Consider the following 14,662-nt stretch of genomic DNA (forward strand, 5'->3'; position numbering starts at 1 on the left):
GCTGATGTGGTCGGGGGCTGGCTGCTGCTGTGGGTCGGGTTGGTCATGTCGGCTCCAGCACCAGCATGGACACCGCCGGCAGTCCCAGCCGCAGCTGCAGGGTCAGCCTGCCATTGTCGGCCATGACCGCTCGCGGCGGCTCGAGCTCCTCCAGGCCCTGACGGGCCCTGAGCGCGGCCAGCTCCTCGGCGGTGGGGTCCTGCGACGATCCCAGGCTCTGCCAGACCGTATGCGCGTTGCTGTGCGCGTGGTCGATCCGCAGCTGCCACAGGGTGTAGCCCGTATGGGCGAGCCCCCGGACCACGACTTCCACCGGCGTCTGGTCGGCATCCTGCTGGTACTGGTCGTCGGTGTGCCGCCACACCAGGATGACGACCCGTCCGCCGGCACTGCCCGAGGCCAGCGCATCCACCTCCTCGGGCATGCTCCGGCCGTCGGCCCGATCCAGCTGGGACAGCTGCCACGCTGCCGACGAGGTCGCCTCCACTCGGCGCTGGCCCAGCTCGGCGAACATCCGGTACGCGTTCAGCAGCGGCTTCTCGACCCCGGCGGCGGTCAGGAAGGCGCGGGTGCCCTCGAAGAACCGCTCACCCTCGAAGTAGAAGCTCCAGGAGGTGGCGAGAGCCACCTGCGTCCGCTCGACCTCGTTCAGGTCGAGGATCTTCTTCATCAGCTTGGCCTGGAACACCGGGTAGTACTCGGTGTTCTGGAACTGGAAGTTGGCGTTGTCGTAGACGCTGAAATGGGCCGGCACACCCGCGTCGCACTCGTCGACCAGCACCGGCAGTGCGGTGTAGCGTTCGAACTCGCCGACCACCCGCAGCAGCCGCCGGATCTCGAACAGCATCTTCGTCGCCGACGGGTTCTGCTGCTCGGGTGCGGCGGCCCCGGTCGGACCGTAGACCCGCCACGGCGTGAAGGCCGAGCCCTTGGTGTGGAAGGACACGAAGTCCAACGGCAGATCGAGGGCGGAGGTGTGCCTGAGAAAGCGTCGCAGGAACTCCACCCCGCCGCCGGTGACGGCCGGACCGCCCACTCTGGCCCGAGGCAGCACGGCCCGGATGGCCCGGACCGTCACCTCGTACAGGTCATAGAACTGCTCCGGCGTTCCGCGCCAGTAGAAGATGTCCGGCTCGTTCCACAATTCCCACCACCAGCAGTCCACCTCCGCCTCGCCATAGCGCTCCAGGCAGTGCCGGGCGTGCGCGGCGACCAGCTCACCCCACCTGGCGTAGTCCCGCGGGGGGTAGGCCCAGGCCCCCGCCTCGTAGTTGCTGTAAACCGTCGGGCTGCTCTCCACGACCAGGTCCGCCGACTCCGGCGGCAGCAGGTCGCGTGGGGTGAACGCCAGTTCGACCAGCACATGGTGGCCGGCTCCGACGATCGCGTCGTACGCCTGGTCGACGATGGTGAAGTCGTAGTAGGGATTGCCCAGCTCGTCCTCGTGGTAGACGTTGCCGCTGCCCCAGTGCGGCAGCCCGAAGCCGCTGCCCGAACAGAAGACGTAGTGCGGCCGGACGTGGAAGCCTGGCTCGGCCAGCCCGCCGAAGGTCCGCAACAGGCGCTTGCCGGTCGGCGTGTAGGTCCAGTTGATCTCATCGAAGCCGATGCTCTCCCAGATCCGGGTGAGCGGACCCCGGTCGACCGCGGCATCGACCAGAACGGTCGCCGACGCGACGTGCGGCGCCTCGGGGTCGCTGGGCGCCGACGGTGGGAAGGGCAGGTTGTGAACGCTCACTTCTGCTGAGTCTGGTCTGGTCGAGCAGTCGCTGTCAACGACTCGTACGCCGGACCGCAGCAGGTGGGGCCTCAGCTGATCAAGTAGCCGCCGTCCACCGGGATGTCGACGCCGTTGATCATCGACGCCGCATCGGACGCGAGCCAGACCGCCACCTCGGAGACCTCCGCCGGCTCGGCGAAGCGGTTCAGGGGTATCCGGGCCAGCATCGGCGCAGCCTTCTGCGGGTGGTCGCCCCAGACCTGCTGGCCCATGTCGGTGAGCACCACCGTCGGGCAGATGGAGTTGGCCCGCACACCGGCCCCGCCCAGCTCCAGCGCGAGCATCCGGCTGGCCATCACCAACCCGGCCTTGGCGATGCAGTAGCCGTAGTGCTCCGGCAGCGGTCGCAGCGCCGCGGCCGAGGCGATGGTCACGATCGAACCGCCGCCAGCGGCCGCCATGGCCGCTCCCACCCTGGCCGCCAGCAGCGACGGCGCCCTGAGGTTCACGTTCAGGACGTCGTCGAGGTTGGCGGCGGTCAGGTCGGTGATCGCCTCCGGGTGGGAGATCCCGGCGTTGTTCACCAACACGTCGAGCCCACCGTAGACCGCAGCCGCCTGCTCGGCGAGCCGTTCCGGCGCCTCCGGGGCGGCCAGGTCGGCGGTGATCACTGAGACCCGGATACCGTGGCTGCCGGACAGCAGCTCGGCCTGCCGGGCCAGGGCGTCACCGTCGCGGCCGCTGAGCACCAGTGCCGCTCCGGCGACCGCGAACGCGCGGGCGATGTCGGCGCCGATCCCCCGGGTGGCCCCGGTAATCAGCGCGCGGCGACCTGCCAACGGGCGGTGGGCGAGGGCCCTCTCGGACTGGCGCAGCTCTGTGGTCATCGGTCGTTCTCTCATTTCCCGCGGACGTGCCGCGCTCGGTCTGGTTGACGTGCCCGGCACGGGTCACGACCGCGATCGCCCCACCTTTAGCAGCCTGGTTAGGGTGTTGCCAAGACCAGAGCCGCGCCCAGCGCCCGCAGGGCCGACCGGCTCCCAGCCCGGAGGACACCGATGACCCAGAACGTCGCCACCCCATCCCCGCTCCCCGACACCATGCAGGCCGTGATCTGCCACGGCCCGGAGGACTACCAGCTGGAGCGGGTCGCCGTGCCGCGACCCGGTCCGGGTGAGGCGCTCGTCAAGGTCGAGGCGGTCGGCATCTGCGCCAGCGACCTGAAGTGCTACCACGGCGCGGCCAAGTTCTGGGGCGACGAGAACCGGCCCGCCTGGGCCGAGACCGAGGTGATTCCCGGCCACGAGTTCGTCGGGACCATCGTCCAGCTGGACGAGACGGCCGCAGCACGGTGGGGGGTCACCGTCGGTGACCGGGTGGTCAGCGAGCAGATCGTGCCGTGCTGGAAGTGCCGCTACTGCCTGCGCGGGCAGTACTGGATGTGTGGACCGCACGACCTCTACGGCTTCAAGCGACGCACGCCCGGTGCGATGGCCGAGTACATGATCTACTCCGCCGACGCCCTGGTGCACAAGGTGTCGGCCGACCTGCCGGCACACCATGCCGCCTTCGCCGAGCCGCTCTCCTGTTCACTGCACGCCGTCGAGCGGGCCGGGATCACCTTCGACGACGTCGTCGTGGTCGCCGGTTGCGGTCCGATCGGGCTCGGCATGGTGGCCGGCGCGGCGGCGAAGAGCCCGGCCAAGGTGATCGCTCTCGACCTGGCCCCCGAGAAGCTCGCCCTGGCCCGCGAGTGCGGGGCCGACCTCACGATCAACATCGCCGAGGAGAATGCCGAGCAGATCATCAAGGACCTCACCGACGGCTACGGCGCGGATGTCTACCTCGAGGGCACCGGCCATCCGTCGGCAGTGCCGCAGGGACTCAACCTGCTCCGCAAGCTCGGCACCTACGTCGAGTACGGCGTCTTCGGCAGCGACGTCACCGTGGACTGGAGCATCATCAGCGATGACAAGGAGCTGAACGTGCTCGGCGCGCACCTCGGCCCGTACTGCTGGCCGGCCGCCATCCGGATGATCGAGTCGGGACGCCTGCCGATGGACAAGATCTGCTCGCACCAGCTGCCGCTGACGGAGTTCCAGCGGGGCCTGGACCTGGTGGCCAGCGGTTCGGAGTCCGTCAAGGTCTCGCTCATTCCCTGACCTGGCTGCTACGGAGACATCGCGATGACCCGACTGTTCAACGACCCGGCCTTCTTCACCGAGGACATGCTCACCGGCTTCCTGGATGCCAACGCCGACTACGTGGTCGGGGTGCCGGGCGGGGTGGTCCGGGCCGCGACCACCCGGCCCGGGAAGGTTGCCGTGGTGGTCGGCGGCGGCTCCGGGCACTACCCCGCCTTCTGCGGCGTGGTCGGGCCGGGCTTCGCCGACGGAGCGGTGGTGGGCAACATCTTCACCTCGCCGTCGACCACCGACGCGGCCTCGGTGGGTCGGGCAGCCAACGGCGGAGCCGGTGTGCTGCTGACCACCGGTAACTACGCCGGTGACGTCCTCAACTTCGAACTGGCCGTCGCGCAGCTCGAAGCCGAGGGGATCCCGGCCCGCTACCTCGCGGTCACCGACGACATCGCGAGCGCCCCCCGCGACGAGATCGACCGCCGACGCGGGATCGCCGGCGACTTCACCGTCTTCAAGGTGGCCTCGGCTGCGGCTGAGGAGGGCTACGACCTGGACCAGGTGCTGCGGGTCGCCCGGCTCGCCAACGACGCCACCCGCAGTCTCGGTGTCGCCTTCGACGGCTGCACCCTGCCGGGCGCCCCCGAGCCGTTGTTCACGGTACCGCCCGGACGGATGGGCCTGGGGCTGGGGATCCACGGCGAACCGGGCATCTCAGAGCGCCCGCTGCCCAGCGCAGCCGAGCTGGCGGAGCTGCTGGTCGAGGGGGTGCTGGCCGAGAAACCCGCCGGCGCGGGTGAGCGGGTCGCGGTGATCCTGAACGGCCTCGGCCGGACCAAGTACGAGGAGCTGTTCGTCGTCTGGGCCGACGTCTCCCGGCTGCTGCGCGCGGCCGGCTGCACCGTGGTCCGGCCCGAGGTCGGCGAACTGGTCACCAGCCTCGACATGGCCGGCTGCTCGCTGACGGTGATGTGGCTCGACGACGAGCTGGAGCGGTGCTGGCTGGCGCCCGCCGACACGCCGACCTTCCGGCGTGGCACACCCGGGGCCGCCGGCCAGGGACAGCGCAGGGACCCGGCCGAGACGGCGGCACCGGACGGGCGCGCAGCGGAGGGGGAGGCGGTTGAGGCCGACCCGGAGGCGCGCCGGTCCGGGGCCCGGATCGCGACCGCGCTGACGGCCATCGCCGGCCGGATGGCCGAAGCGGAGACCGAGCTGGGCAGGATCGACGCGGTGGCCGGCGACGGCGACCACGGCCGTGGCATGGTCAAGGGCTCCGCCGCGGCCAGCGCCGCCGCCCAGGACGCGGTGCAGCGCGGCGCCGGGCCGGCCGGGGTGCTGCGCGCGGCCGGGGAGCAGTGGGCCGCCCGTGCCGGCGGCACGTCGGGGGTGCTGTGGGGCGCCCTGCTGACCGCCGTCGGCGGCCGCCTCGGCGACCACGGCCGACCGGACGACCGGACGGTGGTGGAGAGCCTCCGCGCCGGCTACCAGGCGCTGGTCCGGCTGGGCGGTGCCTCGCCCGGGGACAAGACCATGCTGGACGCGCTGCTGCCGTTCGTCGAGGCCCTGGAAGAATCGGTCTCCAACGGACGACCCTGGTCGGCGGCCTGGGCGGACGCGGCCCAGGTCGCCAGCCGGGCCGCCGACGCCACCGCCGAGCTCCGCCCCCGGGTGGGGCGAGCCCGGCCCCTGGCCGAGCGGAGCGTAGGCACCCCGGACGCCGGCGCCGTGTCGCTGGCGATGTGTGTAGGGTCGGTCGCCAACGTCTTTACCGAGCAGAAAGAGGACCCCCCATGAGCGAGCAGCAACCGGAACGCAAGTGGCGGGTCGTGGTCGGCTGCGACGACGCCGGGCTGCAGTACAAGGAGGCGCTCAAGGCCGACCTTGAGGCCGACGACCGGGTCGCCGAGGTGCTCGACGTCGGGGTCGGCGCCGACGAGCACACCGACTATCCCCATATCGCGATGGCCGCTGCGCAGCTGGTCGCCGACGGCAAGGCCGACCGCGCGCTGCTGGTGTGCGGCACCGGGCTCGGGGTGGCGATCAGCGCCAACAAGGTGCCAGGGGTGCGGGCCGTCACCGCCCACGACAGCTTCTCGGTCGAGCGGTCCGTGCTCAGCAACAACGCCCAGGTGCTCTGTTTCGGCCAGCGCGTCGTCGGGCTCGAACTGGCCCGGCGGTTGGCCCGTGAGTGGCTGGGCTACCGCTTCGACAGCTCGTCCGCCTCGGCCGCCAAGGTGGCCGCGATCGAGAAGTACGACGGCTCCTGCTGACCGCCGCGACCTCCGGCTCGCCTCCCGCTAGGGAGCGAGCCGGTGCAGGTCACGGGGGAAGAGCGTCGTCCGCCGGATGTTGTCCACCTCCAGCAGCCGCGCCGTCCACCGCGCCAGGCCGATCGCGAAGCCGCCGTGCGGGGGCATCCCGTGCCGGAACGCCTGCAGGTACGACGCGTACGGTGCCATCGACTCGCCGCGGGCGGCGAGGGCGCGCTCGTAGTCGCCCAGCTCGTGCAGCCGCTGCCCACCGGTGACCAGCTCCAGCCCGCGGAACAGCAGGTCAAAGGAGTTGGTCCAGCGCGCGTCCCCCGGCTCGGGTTGGGTGTAGAACGGTCGTTTGGCAGCGGGATATCCCTCGACCGCGAGGAAGTCGGACCCGAACCGCTCTCGGGCCCACACCCCCAGCCGGCGCTCGTGCTCCGGCGCCAGGTCGGTCTCCTCCGGGTCGGCCCCGACCAGCGCCAGTGCCTCCCGGAAATGGACGATCGGGAACTGCTCCGGCACCTCGGGCAGCCGCACCCCGGCCAGTGCCATGGCTGCCGACGCTGACCGGCGAAGCTCGTCCAGCATGCCGGCGATCACGTTGCGCAGCACCGCGAGCACATCGCGGTGGTCGGTGATGAAGCCGAGCTCGGCGTCCAGCGAGACGTACTCGGCCAGGTGCCGGACGGTGTCATGCGGCTCGGCCCGAAAGACCGGGCCGGTTTCGTACACCCGCTCGAAGACGCCGACCATCATCTGCTTGTAGAACTGGGGGGACTGGGCCAGGTAGGCCGGTCGGCCGAAGTAGTCGACCTCGAACACGTTGGCGCCGGACTCGGTCGAGCCGGCCACCAGCTTCGGGGTCTGGATCTCGGTGAAGTCCTGCGCCTCGAGGCTGAGCCGGAACCCGCGCAGCGAGGCCGCCGCGACCTGCCAACACGCCCGCTGGCGCGGGTGCCGCCAGGCGACGGCGCCCTGGTCGAGCTGGATCGGCAGCGACGCCTCCAGGGCCGGCCGCCACAGCTCGAGCACCGTCGGCTCCGCCGGGGACGACAGCGGGGTGATCATCGGTTCGGTCAGTTCGACGCCGAGCGGCGCTCGCAGGTTGGCTGTCACCCGGCCCTCGACCCGTACCACCGTCTCCTCCCCGAGCCGGTCCAGCTGCTCGCGGGTCGCCGGGTCGGTGACGACCACCTGGGCCAGGCCGGAGCGGTCACGGACGATGAGGAACGTGACGCCGGCCAGTCGGCGGCGACGGTGGATCCATCCTTCGATGACGGTGCGCTGGCTCTCCTGTCCGGCCAGCGCCGCACTGAGCGTGCGTTGCATAGGGTTCACCTCCTGGGTCTTCTCTTCCCGGGAGGTGTGGGCGATCGGGGGCTCGCGGTGCCACCACACCTTCGCCGACCTGATCGGTCGGCCTCGCTGCAGTCCGTCGCCGTGGACCAGGCGGGCGGCTCGGGGATCGTCACTCCCGTCGGCACCGCTCCGCGCCAGCATAGGCGCCCACCAGCCGCCGCCGCACCGGATTTTCCGACGTTTCTTCGGCGCCCGGTAGGGTGCGCCTCAGGAGGAGATGACAGTGATCGAACTACGCACGCCGGCCGAGATCGACCAGATGCGGCCGGCCGGCCGGTTCGTGGCCGAGGTGTTGACGCGGTTGGTGGCTGAGGTCAGGCCGGGCGTCAACCTGCTCGACCTGGATGCGCTGGCCCACCGGATGATCCGCGACCGGGGCGCTGAGTCGTGTTACATCGACTATCACCCGTCGTTCGGCGCCAGCCCGTTCGGCAAGGTGCTGTGCGCCTCCGTCAACGATGCGGTGCTGCACGGGCTCCCGCGTGACTACACCGTGCAGGACGGCGACCTGGTCAGTCTCGACTTCGCTGCCGCCGTGGACGGCTGGGTCTGCGACTCGGCCGTCTCCGTCGTCGCCGGCACGCCCCGCGCGGAGGACCAGCGGTTGATCGATCTGGCCTCGCAGGCCCTCCGGGCCGCGATCGACGTGGCCCGGCCGGGCAACCGGATCGGCGACATCTCCGCCGCCATCGGTGCGGTGGCGACCGGGGCGGGGCTCAAGGTCAACACCGACTTCGGCGGCCATGGGGTGGGCCGGACCATGCACGGCGACCCGCACGTGCCCAACAATGGCCGGCCGGGTCGTGGACTGCCGCTCAAGCCCGGGCTGGTGATCGCCATCGAGCCCTGGTTCTGTGCGGGCACGGACAAGATCTTCACCGACCCGGACGGCTGGACGCTGCGCAGCCTGGACGGCAGCCGGGGTGCCCACATGGAACACACCATCGCCATCACCGACGGTGACCCGATCGTGCTGACCGCCCGCGGCTAGCCGCCCACCGCCGACCCGGGCGGAGCCATCTCCGCTCGGACCCCGAGCAGCCGCACTGCCCGATCGTGGTCGAACCGGTCGATCAGTCCGACAGCGGCCTGCTCGATCAGGGCCGGATCAGTGGTCGAGGCCCCCAGCGTGACCGACCGGGTGTGGGTGTCGAACGGCGCGTAGCGGACCTTGAGGGCCACCCGCACAGCCGGCCGGCCCTCGTCGGCGAGGTCGCGGCAGACCTGCCGGGACAGCCGACGGACCTCGGTCTCCACCCGCGACCAGTCCTCGAGGTCGGTCTGGAACGTGGTCTCCCGGCTGTGCGAGCGGGCCTGGTACGCAGCGGCGTCCACCACCGCATCGCCCACGCCCCTGGCCAGCCGCTGATACCAGGGGCCCATCGTCGGCCCGAGCCGGTCAGCGAGCACGGCCGGGTCGGCGCGGGCCAGCTGCTCGACGGTGCCGATGCCGAGGCCGGCCAGCCGCTTGGCGGTCTTGCGGCCGACCCCCCAGAGGGCGTCGGTGGGGCGGTCGGCCATCACCGCGAACCAGTTGTCGCGCGTCAGCCGGAACACGCCCCGCGGTTTCGCGAACCCGGTCGCGATCTTGGCCCTGAGCTTGTTGTCTCCGATGCCGACCGAGCAGTGCAGCCTGGTCGCCGCCAGCACGCTGGCACGGACACCCTCCGCGTACGCCTCCGGGTCGTCGGTGTCCACCCCCAGGAAGGCCTCGTCCCAGCCGAGCGTCTGGACCACCGCGCCGGTGGCACGCAAAGCCTCCATCACCTGGGCGGACGCCGCCGCGTAGTGGGCCGCATCCACCGGCAGGAACACCGCGTCCGGACAACGCCGGACGGCGACCCGCAACGGCAACCCGGAGGAGACACCGAAGGCCCTCGCCTCGTACGACGCCGTCGACACCACTCCCCGCTCGGTCGGATCACCGCGGCCGCCCACCACCACCGGGCGGCCGGCCAGCTCCGGATGCCGCAGCACCTCGACAGCAGCAATGAACTGGTCCAGGTCGACGTGCAGCACCCAGGCGGTCATCGGCGCTCAGCGGTAGACGATCACCTTGTCGCCCACCTGGACGTGGTTGAACAGGTACTGGATGCCGCTGAGGTTGCGGACGTTGACGCAGCCGTGGGACGCGCCGTTGTAGCCGCGGGCGGCGAAGTCGCTGGAGTAGTGCACCGCCTGGCCGCCACTGAAGAACATCGCATAGGGCATCTTCGAGTGGTAGATCGTCGAGGTCCAGTCCCGCGCCTTCCAGCCCACCTGGAACGACCCTTCCCGGGTCGGCGTGGTGTCCGACCCGAAGCGCACATCCACCTGGAGCTGCGGCTTGCCGTCGACGACCCAGACCAGCTGGTTGGTGCTCTTGCTGATGCACATGGCACGGCCGGTGAGACAGCGGGCGTCCAGGCCCGCCGTCGTGGGCTTGTCAGCCTGAGTCACCTTGTTGTGCTTCTCCGCCTCGGTGGGCGTCCGAGTCATGCCGGTGAGCCGGTCCCAGGTCCGCTGGTCCACCTCGCCGGTCACCGGGATCTGCCGCTTGGCCTGGAACTCCCGCACCGAGGTCACCGTCACCGAGCCGTAGAAACCGGTGACGTCGCCGGAGTACCAGCCGATCTGCTTGAGCCGGGCCTGGAGGTCACGCACCCGGTCGCCCTCGGACCCCTTCATCAGGATGGCCTTGCCGGGCACCAGCTTGTTGTGCTTCTCGTTGTAGCTGGGTTCGCGGGTCATCGCGACCAGCGCTGTCCAGGTCTTCTGGTCCACCTCGCCGGTCTTCGGCAGCTTGCGCTTGCCCTGGAACCCGCTGACCCCCTGCACGGTGCTGTCCCCATAGCTGCCAGTGATGTTGCCCGAGTACCAGCCGATCTGCAGCAGCCGGTGCTGCAGCTCGCGCACGTTGTCGCCGCTGGAGCCGCGCGCCATGATCGCCTTCGGCTTGGCAGGCGGCGTTGGCGTCGGCTTGGCCGACGGGGTGGGCGTCACCGACGCGGAGGGTGTCGGCGACTGCTCCGGCGTGGCCGGGGCGGACGAGCCGACCGTGGGGCCCTGGGTGGCGGCCGGCGCGGTCGAGTGGGCCGGCTGCGGAGCTGCCTCACCGGTGCCGGGCTGGGATCCGCAGGCGGTCAGGCCGCTGAGGGCGACGATGACCAGGCCAGCGACCAGGCTGGGCGTTCTCAATCGACGGATGGGCATTGAACTCTCCTTTGATGCATCCGGGGAAGGTGTCCGCATCTTGCCGCCCGAGCCATCCCTGGCTTGCGGAGCGGAAGACAATCTATCCACTGTCGACACCGGTCACGCCACCTACTACGCGGTCGTGGACTGAATGGTTGCAGAGTTGCGACCTTCCACAGTCGTTACGAGCGGCGCCTCACCTGGCGATCTCCTGTGTCCCGGCGGGCAACCGGACCTCGGCGCCGTCGGAACCGACGAAGACCACCGGGACCGGACTGACGATCCTCACCCGGTCAGCATCCACCTGTACGGTGACCAGGCCGTGAGGTGTCGGGACGGCACCCTCCAGGTGCCGCAACGATCCCGGTGCCGGCGCCACCCGGGCCGCGGCGAAGCCGGGTTCGGCCGGGGTGATGCCGAGCACGTATGCGACCAGATCGCGGGCCGGCGCCGAGCTCCAGCCGTGCACCGGCGTGCCCCAGCCCCAGCACTCGCCGAACGTGTCATACCCGCCCACCAGGAACTGTGACCACCGTCGCACCAGGGTCACCAGGTCCGCGGCCCGGCCCGCCTGCGCCACGGCCTCATGCACCAGGTAGGAGAAGAACGGCTGCGCGATCACCACCTCACGCTCGGCGTCCCAGTCGACCTGCTGGACCCCGCGGATCTGGTCGGCGATCTTCTGCGGGTCGTAGCCGCCGTCGTTGCCGCCGATCCAGGACCGGACCACCAGGGTGTCCGGGTCGGTGATGGTGTCGATGATCCGGCTCCAGCGCTCCTGCGGCGCCAGCCCTGACACGATTGCGGTCGCCCCCGCCGCCTGGGAGGCGGCCGGCTGAGGCTCACCGTCGACCACGTGGTCGACATAGGTCCCGCGGGTCTCGTCCCAGAAGTCCTCGAAGCCCTCGGCCGCCCGCGCCAGCAGCCCGCGGGCCCAGCCGGCGCTGCCGGCGTTGCCGACGTAGTCGCCGATCTCGGCGAACTCGGCCAACGCCCGGGCCCAGAGCGCCGTCAGCAGTGCGCTGCGGCCGGTGCTGAACACGCTGGCCCAGTCCACCAGGTTCCACTCCGGAACGTCAGCGATGGTGCCGCGGTCGTCGACGTAGGGCAGGTACCAGCGCAGGATCCGCTCGACGGTCGGCAGCAGCGACAGCAGCTCGGACCGGTCGCCGAGGTAGCGGTAGAGGTTGTAGACGCCATGCACCCAGTGCAGCGACCAGTCCGGGATGGTGAACCCGCCGCCGGCCTCGATGTCACCGACGACCGTCATCGGCAGGATCCCGTCCGGGCGCGGCGAGTTGCCGAGCCAGAGGTAGTTGCGGGCCAGCCGCCAGTCGTTGTTGGTGGTCAGCTGGACCAGCTGGTGCACCACCCCGTCGCCGACCCAGGCCCGCTGCTCCCGGGTCGGGCAGTCGGTGAACGCATCGTGTGCGTTCAGCTGCACGGTTCTGACCCCGGCGGTATACAGGGCGTTCAGCTCGGCATCGTCGCAGCGGAAGTACGCTCCGGGGATCTGCGGGTACAGCAGCTCGCGTACCGCGAACCGGAGCAGCCGGGCAGCGCCGTCGGCTGCCGAGACGACCAGGTGGGCGTAGCGCAGGCCGTTGGTCTCCAGCGCCTCGAACACGTCATGGTGTCCGCGGGCGACATAGCCGGCACCGATCCGCGGCGCCGAGAGCGGGTTGTCGTCCCCGGAGACGTAGGGCCGTTCGCAGTACAGCAGGTCGACCCTGGTGCCGGCCGGCGCCTCCAGCTCGAACTGCACCAGGCCGGCGACGATCCGGCCGAAGTCCACCACCAGATGGGAGACCTGCCCCTGCGGCGGGTCGAGATCGACCGGGAACCCGGTCTGCTCGGCCGGATCCCGGTCGTGGCCGTCGACGACCTGCCGCACCGCCATGATCGGGTGGTCCACCGGCTCCGCCGCGGCCGGCAGATAGCTGCGACGTACCCGGTCAGCCTCCACGGTCTCGCCGGTGAGCTCGCCGATCGAGCGCGGCAGCAGCGCACCGTACGGGTCGGTCGGCGGCCTGGTCCGCCCGAAACCACCGATGTGGGCCGCGCCGAGCACGGTGGCGTGCTCCCAGCCCGTGTCGTCGAAGTCGGCGCGGGCCCAGTCGTGCGGCAGGCGCCGGGCGTCACGGACCTCCACCGGCACACCGTCAACCCCGGCCCGCTCCGGCATCGTCCAAGCGGTGGAGCTGTGCACCCGCCAGTCGTCGTCGGAGACGAGCCAGCTGCCGTTGACCCGCGCCTCGAAAACGAGGGTGGCGTCGGCGCCGAGGCTGCCGTTCGGGACGGCCGGCTGCCAGAACGCTGTCGCGTTCCCGTAGTAGGTGACCAGCACCGCGACGACGTTGGCCCCGGGCCTCAGGCAGGACGCCAGGTCGTGGCTGTCATAGCACAACCGGCGGGGCTGGGAGCGTTGCGGTCCGCGGCCGACCTCCACGCCGTTGACGTAGAGGACGTAGCGCGAGTCCGCCGTCAGCCGGGCCGGGACCGTGTCAGGCACGGCGTCGACGGCGAAGGTCCGGCGAAACAGCACCCGGTGGAAGGGCGCCGGTTCGGCGTCCCGGCCCAGCCCGAGCACATCCCCGGCCGAGGCCGGACGCGAACCGATCCAGTGCCCTCGCCAGCTGCGGTCGGCAACGGCGGGCGTGGGGCTGGCGACGAGGGCGGGTCCGGTCTGCATCCGTCTCTCCTTCGAGACTCAGAGCCCGAGCTGTGCCCGACCGACGTCGCTGAGGTCGGCGACCGTCATCCGGTCGGTCCAGTTGACCTCGTAGTCCTCAGCGGCGAAGTCGCTGGGGCTGGCGCCGGTCAGGAAGGCCTGACCACAGGCCCGGGCATAAGCGGCGTTCTTCTCACAGTAGGGCGAGGCCGGGATGTACATCACATTGCCCCAGCCCTTCTGGTCGGTGACCGGTCCGACGGAGTGGATGCCGTCGCCGTGCCACCAGACCGTGTCGCCCGGCTGGACGGCGGGGATCGGGGTGAGCGCCGGCAGCAGCACCGAGTGGTACTTCTCACTCACCGGGAGAGCCTGGCCGTTGGCCGCACCGCACAGGTCGTCGTCGGCGACGTCGTCCTGCAGCGCCCGCAGCAGCAGGTAGACCATTGCGTTCGGGATGGGCACCACATGCAGCACCCCCTCGGTGGGCTCCATGTCGGACAGCGCGGTCCAGCCCTGGAAGGTGCGGAAGGCCGAGCACATCACGGTCGACTCGAACTCGTGGACCTCGGTGCGGTAGGCGCCGTCCCAGGCGTCGTAGGACCGCCAGTCACCGGAGAAGACGTGCCGGAAGACCTGCTGGTAGGCGGGCAGCAGCCAGCGTTCGATCGAGCCGGAGTCGGTGTGCGGGGACAGCCCACCGGAGTTGGTGCCGGGCTCCCGGCGCCGGACCCGGTCCGGGTAGGCCGTGTCCCGGGTCGGGTCGAACCAGACCCGGCCCTGCGACTCGTGCTTCCAGAAGCTGTTCAGGAAACCGCGGGTGGCGACCATGTTCGGGTCCTCGCGAGCCTCCATCTGCGGCCGCGACCAGTAGATCGGGAAGATCGAGGGCCGGGCCGCGGCGAGCCCGCCGAAGACGCCGTCGTCGATGTAGGAGTAGGTCTCGGCGAACTTGTTCTGCTCGAGGTACTTGACGAGCTGCGCGTCCCAGTCAAGGGCGCGCTCCCGCGGGAACGTCTGCCGGACGACGGCACAGCCGCGACGGCGGACCGCCTCGACGGTGTCGGCCGGCACGGTTCCGGCGGCGATGTCGGCGAACTGGACGACCGGCCAGATCTCCTCGCCCGCCTCCCGGGCGGCGACGACGGCGGCCACTTCATCCTTGATCGCCTCCTCCACCTCGGCGAAGACCGCTGCGACGTCCCCGAGCTGCCCTCGCAGCTTCGCTTTCACCTCCCTGATCGCGGCGGCGACGTCGGCTGGAGCCTGGTTGTCGGTAACGGCGGCGGTCATGGCGCGTCCTCTCATCTTTGGTAAGGAGTCCTAACTAGAATGTGGTTGA

General features: G+C 70.8%; 11 protein-coding genes. 4 read left to right on the top strand and 7 right to left on the bottom strand.

Annotated features, from left to right (window positions below; genetic code table 11):
• Window positions 1–43: 43 nt before the first annotated feature.
• Together JOE57_RS08700 and JOE57_RS08705 are read right to left on the bottom strand one after the other, a co-directional pair.
• Window positions 44–1,738, bottom strand: coding sequence for a GH39 family glycosyl hydrolase (locus JOE57_RS08700; RefSeq protein WP_204917319.1), 1,695 nt, complete (start codon window positions 1,736–1,738; stop codon window positions 44–46).
• 71 nt (window positions 1,739–1,809) lie between these two features.
• The gene (locus JOE57_RS08705; RefSeq protein ID WP_204917320.1) at window positions 1,810–2,607 is read right to left on the bottom strand and encodes an SDR family NAD(P)-dependent oxidoreductase; all 798 of its coding nucleotides are present in this window, start codon (window positions 2,605–2,607) and stop codon (window positions 1,810–1,812) included.
• Between the two features lie 171 nt (window positions 2,608–2,778).
• Here JOE57_RS08705 and eltD point away from each other — a divergent pair, with 171 nt between their 5' ends.
• From eltD to JOE57_RS08720, 3 genes are read left to right on the top strand one after another with little or no spacing between them, the layout of a single operon-like run.
• Window positions 2,779–3,882, top strand: a complete 1,104-nt coding sequence (gene eltD / locus JOE57_RS08710) for an erythritol/L-threitol dehyrogenase (RefSeq protein ID WP_204917321.1) — start codon at window positions 2,779–2,781, stop codon at window positions 3,880–3,882.
• A 24-nt stretch (window positions 3,883–3,906) separates the two neighbouring features.
• A complete protein-coding gene (locus JOE57_RS08715) occupies window positions 3,907–5,655 on the top strand; it encodes a dihydroxyacetone kinase family protein (protein ID WP_204917322.1) in 1,749 nt (582 codons plus the stop codon).
• Complete coding sequence (locus JOE57_RS08720) at window positions 5,652–6,131, top strand: ribose-5-phosphate isomerase (RefSeq protein ID WP_204917323.1); 480 nt, start codon at window positions 5,652–5,654, stop codon at window positions 6,129–6,131. The genes JOE57_RS08715 and JOE57_RS08720 overlap by 4 nt, the downstream gene beginning before the upstream one ends.
• A 27-nt stretch (window positions 6,132–6,158) precedes the next feature.
• On the opposite strand, the gene aspS is transcribed toward JOE57_RS08720, so the two are convergent.
• On the bottom strand, window positions 6,159–7,445 hold the full coding sequence (aspS, locus tag JOE57_RS08725) for an aspartate--tRNA(Asn) ligase (protein ID WP_204917324.1): 1,287 nt from the start codon (window positions 7,443–7,445) through the stop codon (window positions 6,159–6,161).
• A 253-nt stretch (window positions 7,446–7,698) separates the two neighbouring features.
• Between aspS and map the strand changes: the two genes are divergently transcribed.
• Window positions 7,699–8,466, top strand: a complete 768-nt coding sequence (gene map, locus JOE57_RS08730) for a type I methionyl aminopeptidase (protein WP_204917325.1) — start codon at window positions 7,699–7,701, stop codon at window positions 8,464–8,466.
• Here the strand turns inward: map and JOE57_RS08735 are convergent.
• From JOE57_RS08735 to JOE57_RS08750, 4 genes are all read right to left on the bottom strand, one after another.
• Entirely contained in the window at window positions 8,463–9,506 is a 1,044-nt protein-coding gene (locus tag JOE57_RS08735) for a DNA polymerase IV (protein WP_204917326.1), read from the bottom strand. The two genes, map and JOE57_RS08735, sit on opposite strands and share 4 nt — an antisense overlap.
• Before the next feature lie 6 nt (window positions 9,507–9,512).
• Window positions 9,513–10,667, bottom strand: a complete 1,155-nt coding sequence (locus JOE57_RS08740) for a L,D-transpeptidase family protein (protein ID WP_204917327.1) — start codon at window positions 10,665–10,667, stop codon at window positions 9,513–9,515.
• 178 nt (window positions 10,668–10,845) lie between these two features.
• Complete coding sequence (locus tag JOE57_RS08745; RefSeq protein ID WP_204917328.1) at window positions 10,846–13,341, bottom strand: family 78 glycoside hydrolase catalytic domain; 2,496 nt, start codon at window positions 13,339–13,341, stop codon at window positions 10,846–10,848.
• An 18-nt stretch (window positions 13,342–13,359) separates the two neighbouring features.
• Window positions 13,360–14,613, bottom strand: coding sequence for a DUF1479 domain-containing protein (locus tag JOE57_RS08750; RefSeq protein ID WP_204917329.1), 1,254 nt, complete (start codon window positions 14,611–14,613; stop codon window positions 13,360–13,362).
• Window positions 14,614–14,662: the final 49 nt, after the last annotated feature.

Source organism: Microlunatus panaciterrae (assembly GCF_016907535.1).
In the GTDB taxonomy this organism is placed as follows: domain Bacteria; phylum Actinomycetota; class Actinomycetes; order Propionibacteriales; family Propionibacteriaceae; genus Microlunatus; species Microlunatus panaciterrae.

Coding starts and splice junctions, on each gene's coding strand:
- JOE57_RS08720 (WP_204917323.1), top strand. CDS start 5,652: ATGAGCGAGCAGCAACCGGAACGCAAGTGGCGGGTCGTGGTCGGCTGC.
- JOE57_RS08745 (WP_204917328.1), bottom strand. CDS start 13,341: ATGCAGACCGGACCCGCCCTCGTCGCCAGCCCCACGCCCGCCGTTGCC.
- aspS (WP_204917324.1), bottom strand. CDS start 7,445: ATGCAACGCACGCTCAGTGCGGCGCTGGCCGGACAGGAGAGCCAGCGC.
- JOE57_RS08740 (WP_204917327.1), bottom strand. CDS start 10,667: ATGCCCATCCGTCGATTGAGAACGCCCAGCCTGGTCGCTGGCCTGGTC.
- JOE57_RS08705 (WP_204917320.1), bottom strand. CDS start 2,607: ATGACCACAGAGCTGCGCCAGTCCGAGAGGGCCCTCGCCCACCGCCCG.
- JOE57_RS08715 (WP_204917322.1), top strand. CDS start 3,907: ATGACCCGACTGTTCAACGACCCGGCCTTCTTCACCGAGGACATGCTC.
- eltD (WP_204917321.1), top strand. CDS start 2,779: ATGACCCAGAACGTCGCCACCCCATCCCCGCTCCCCGACACCATGCAG.
- JOE57_RS08750 (WP_204917329.1), bottom strand. CDS start 14,613: ATGACCGCCGCCGTTACCGACAACCAGGCTCCAGCCGACGTCGCCGCC.
- JOE57_RS08735 (WP_204917326.1), bottom strand. CDS start 9,506: ATGACCGCCTGGGTGCTGCACGTCGACCTGGACCAGTTCATTGCTGCT.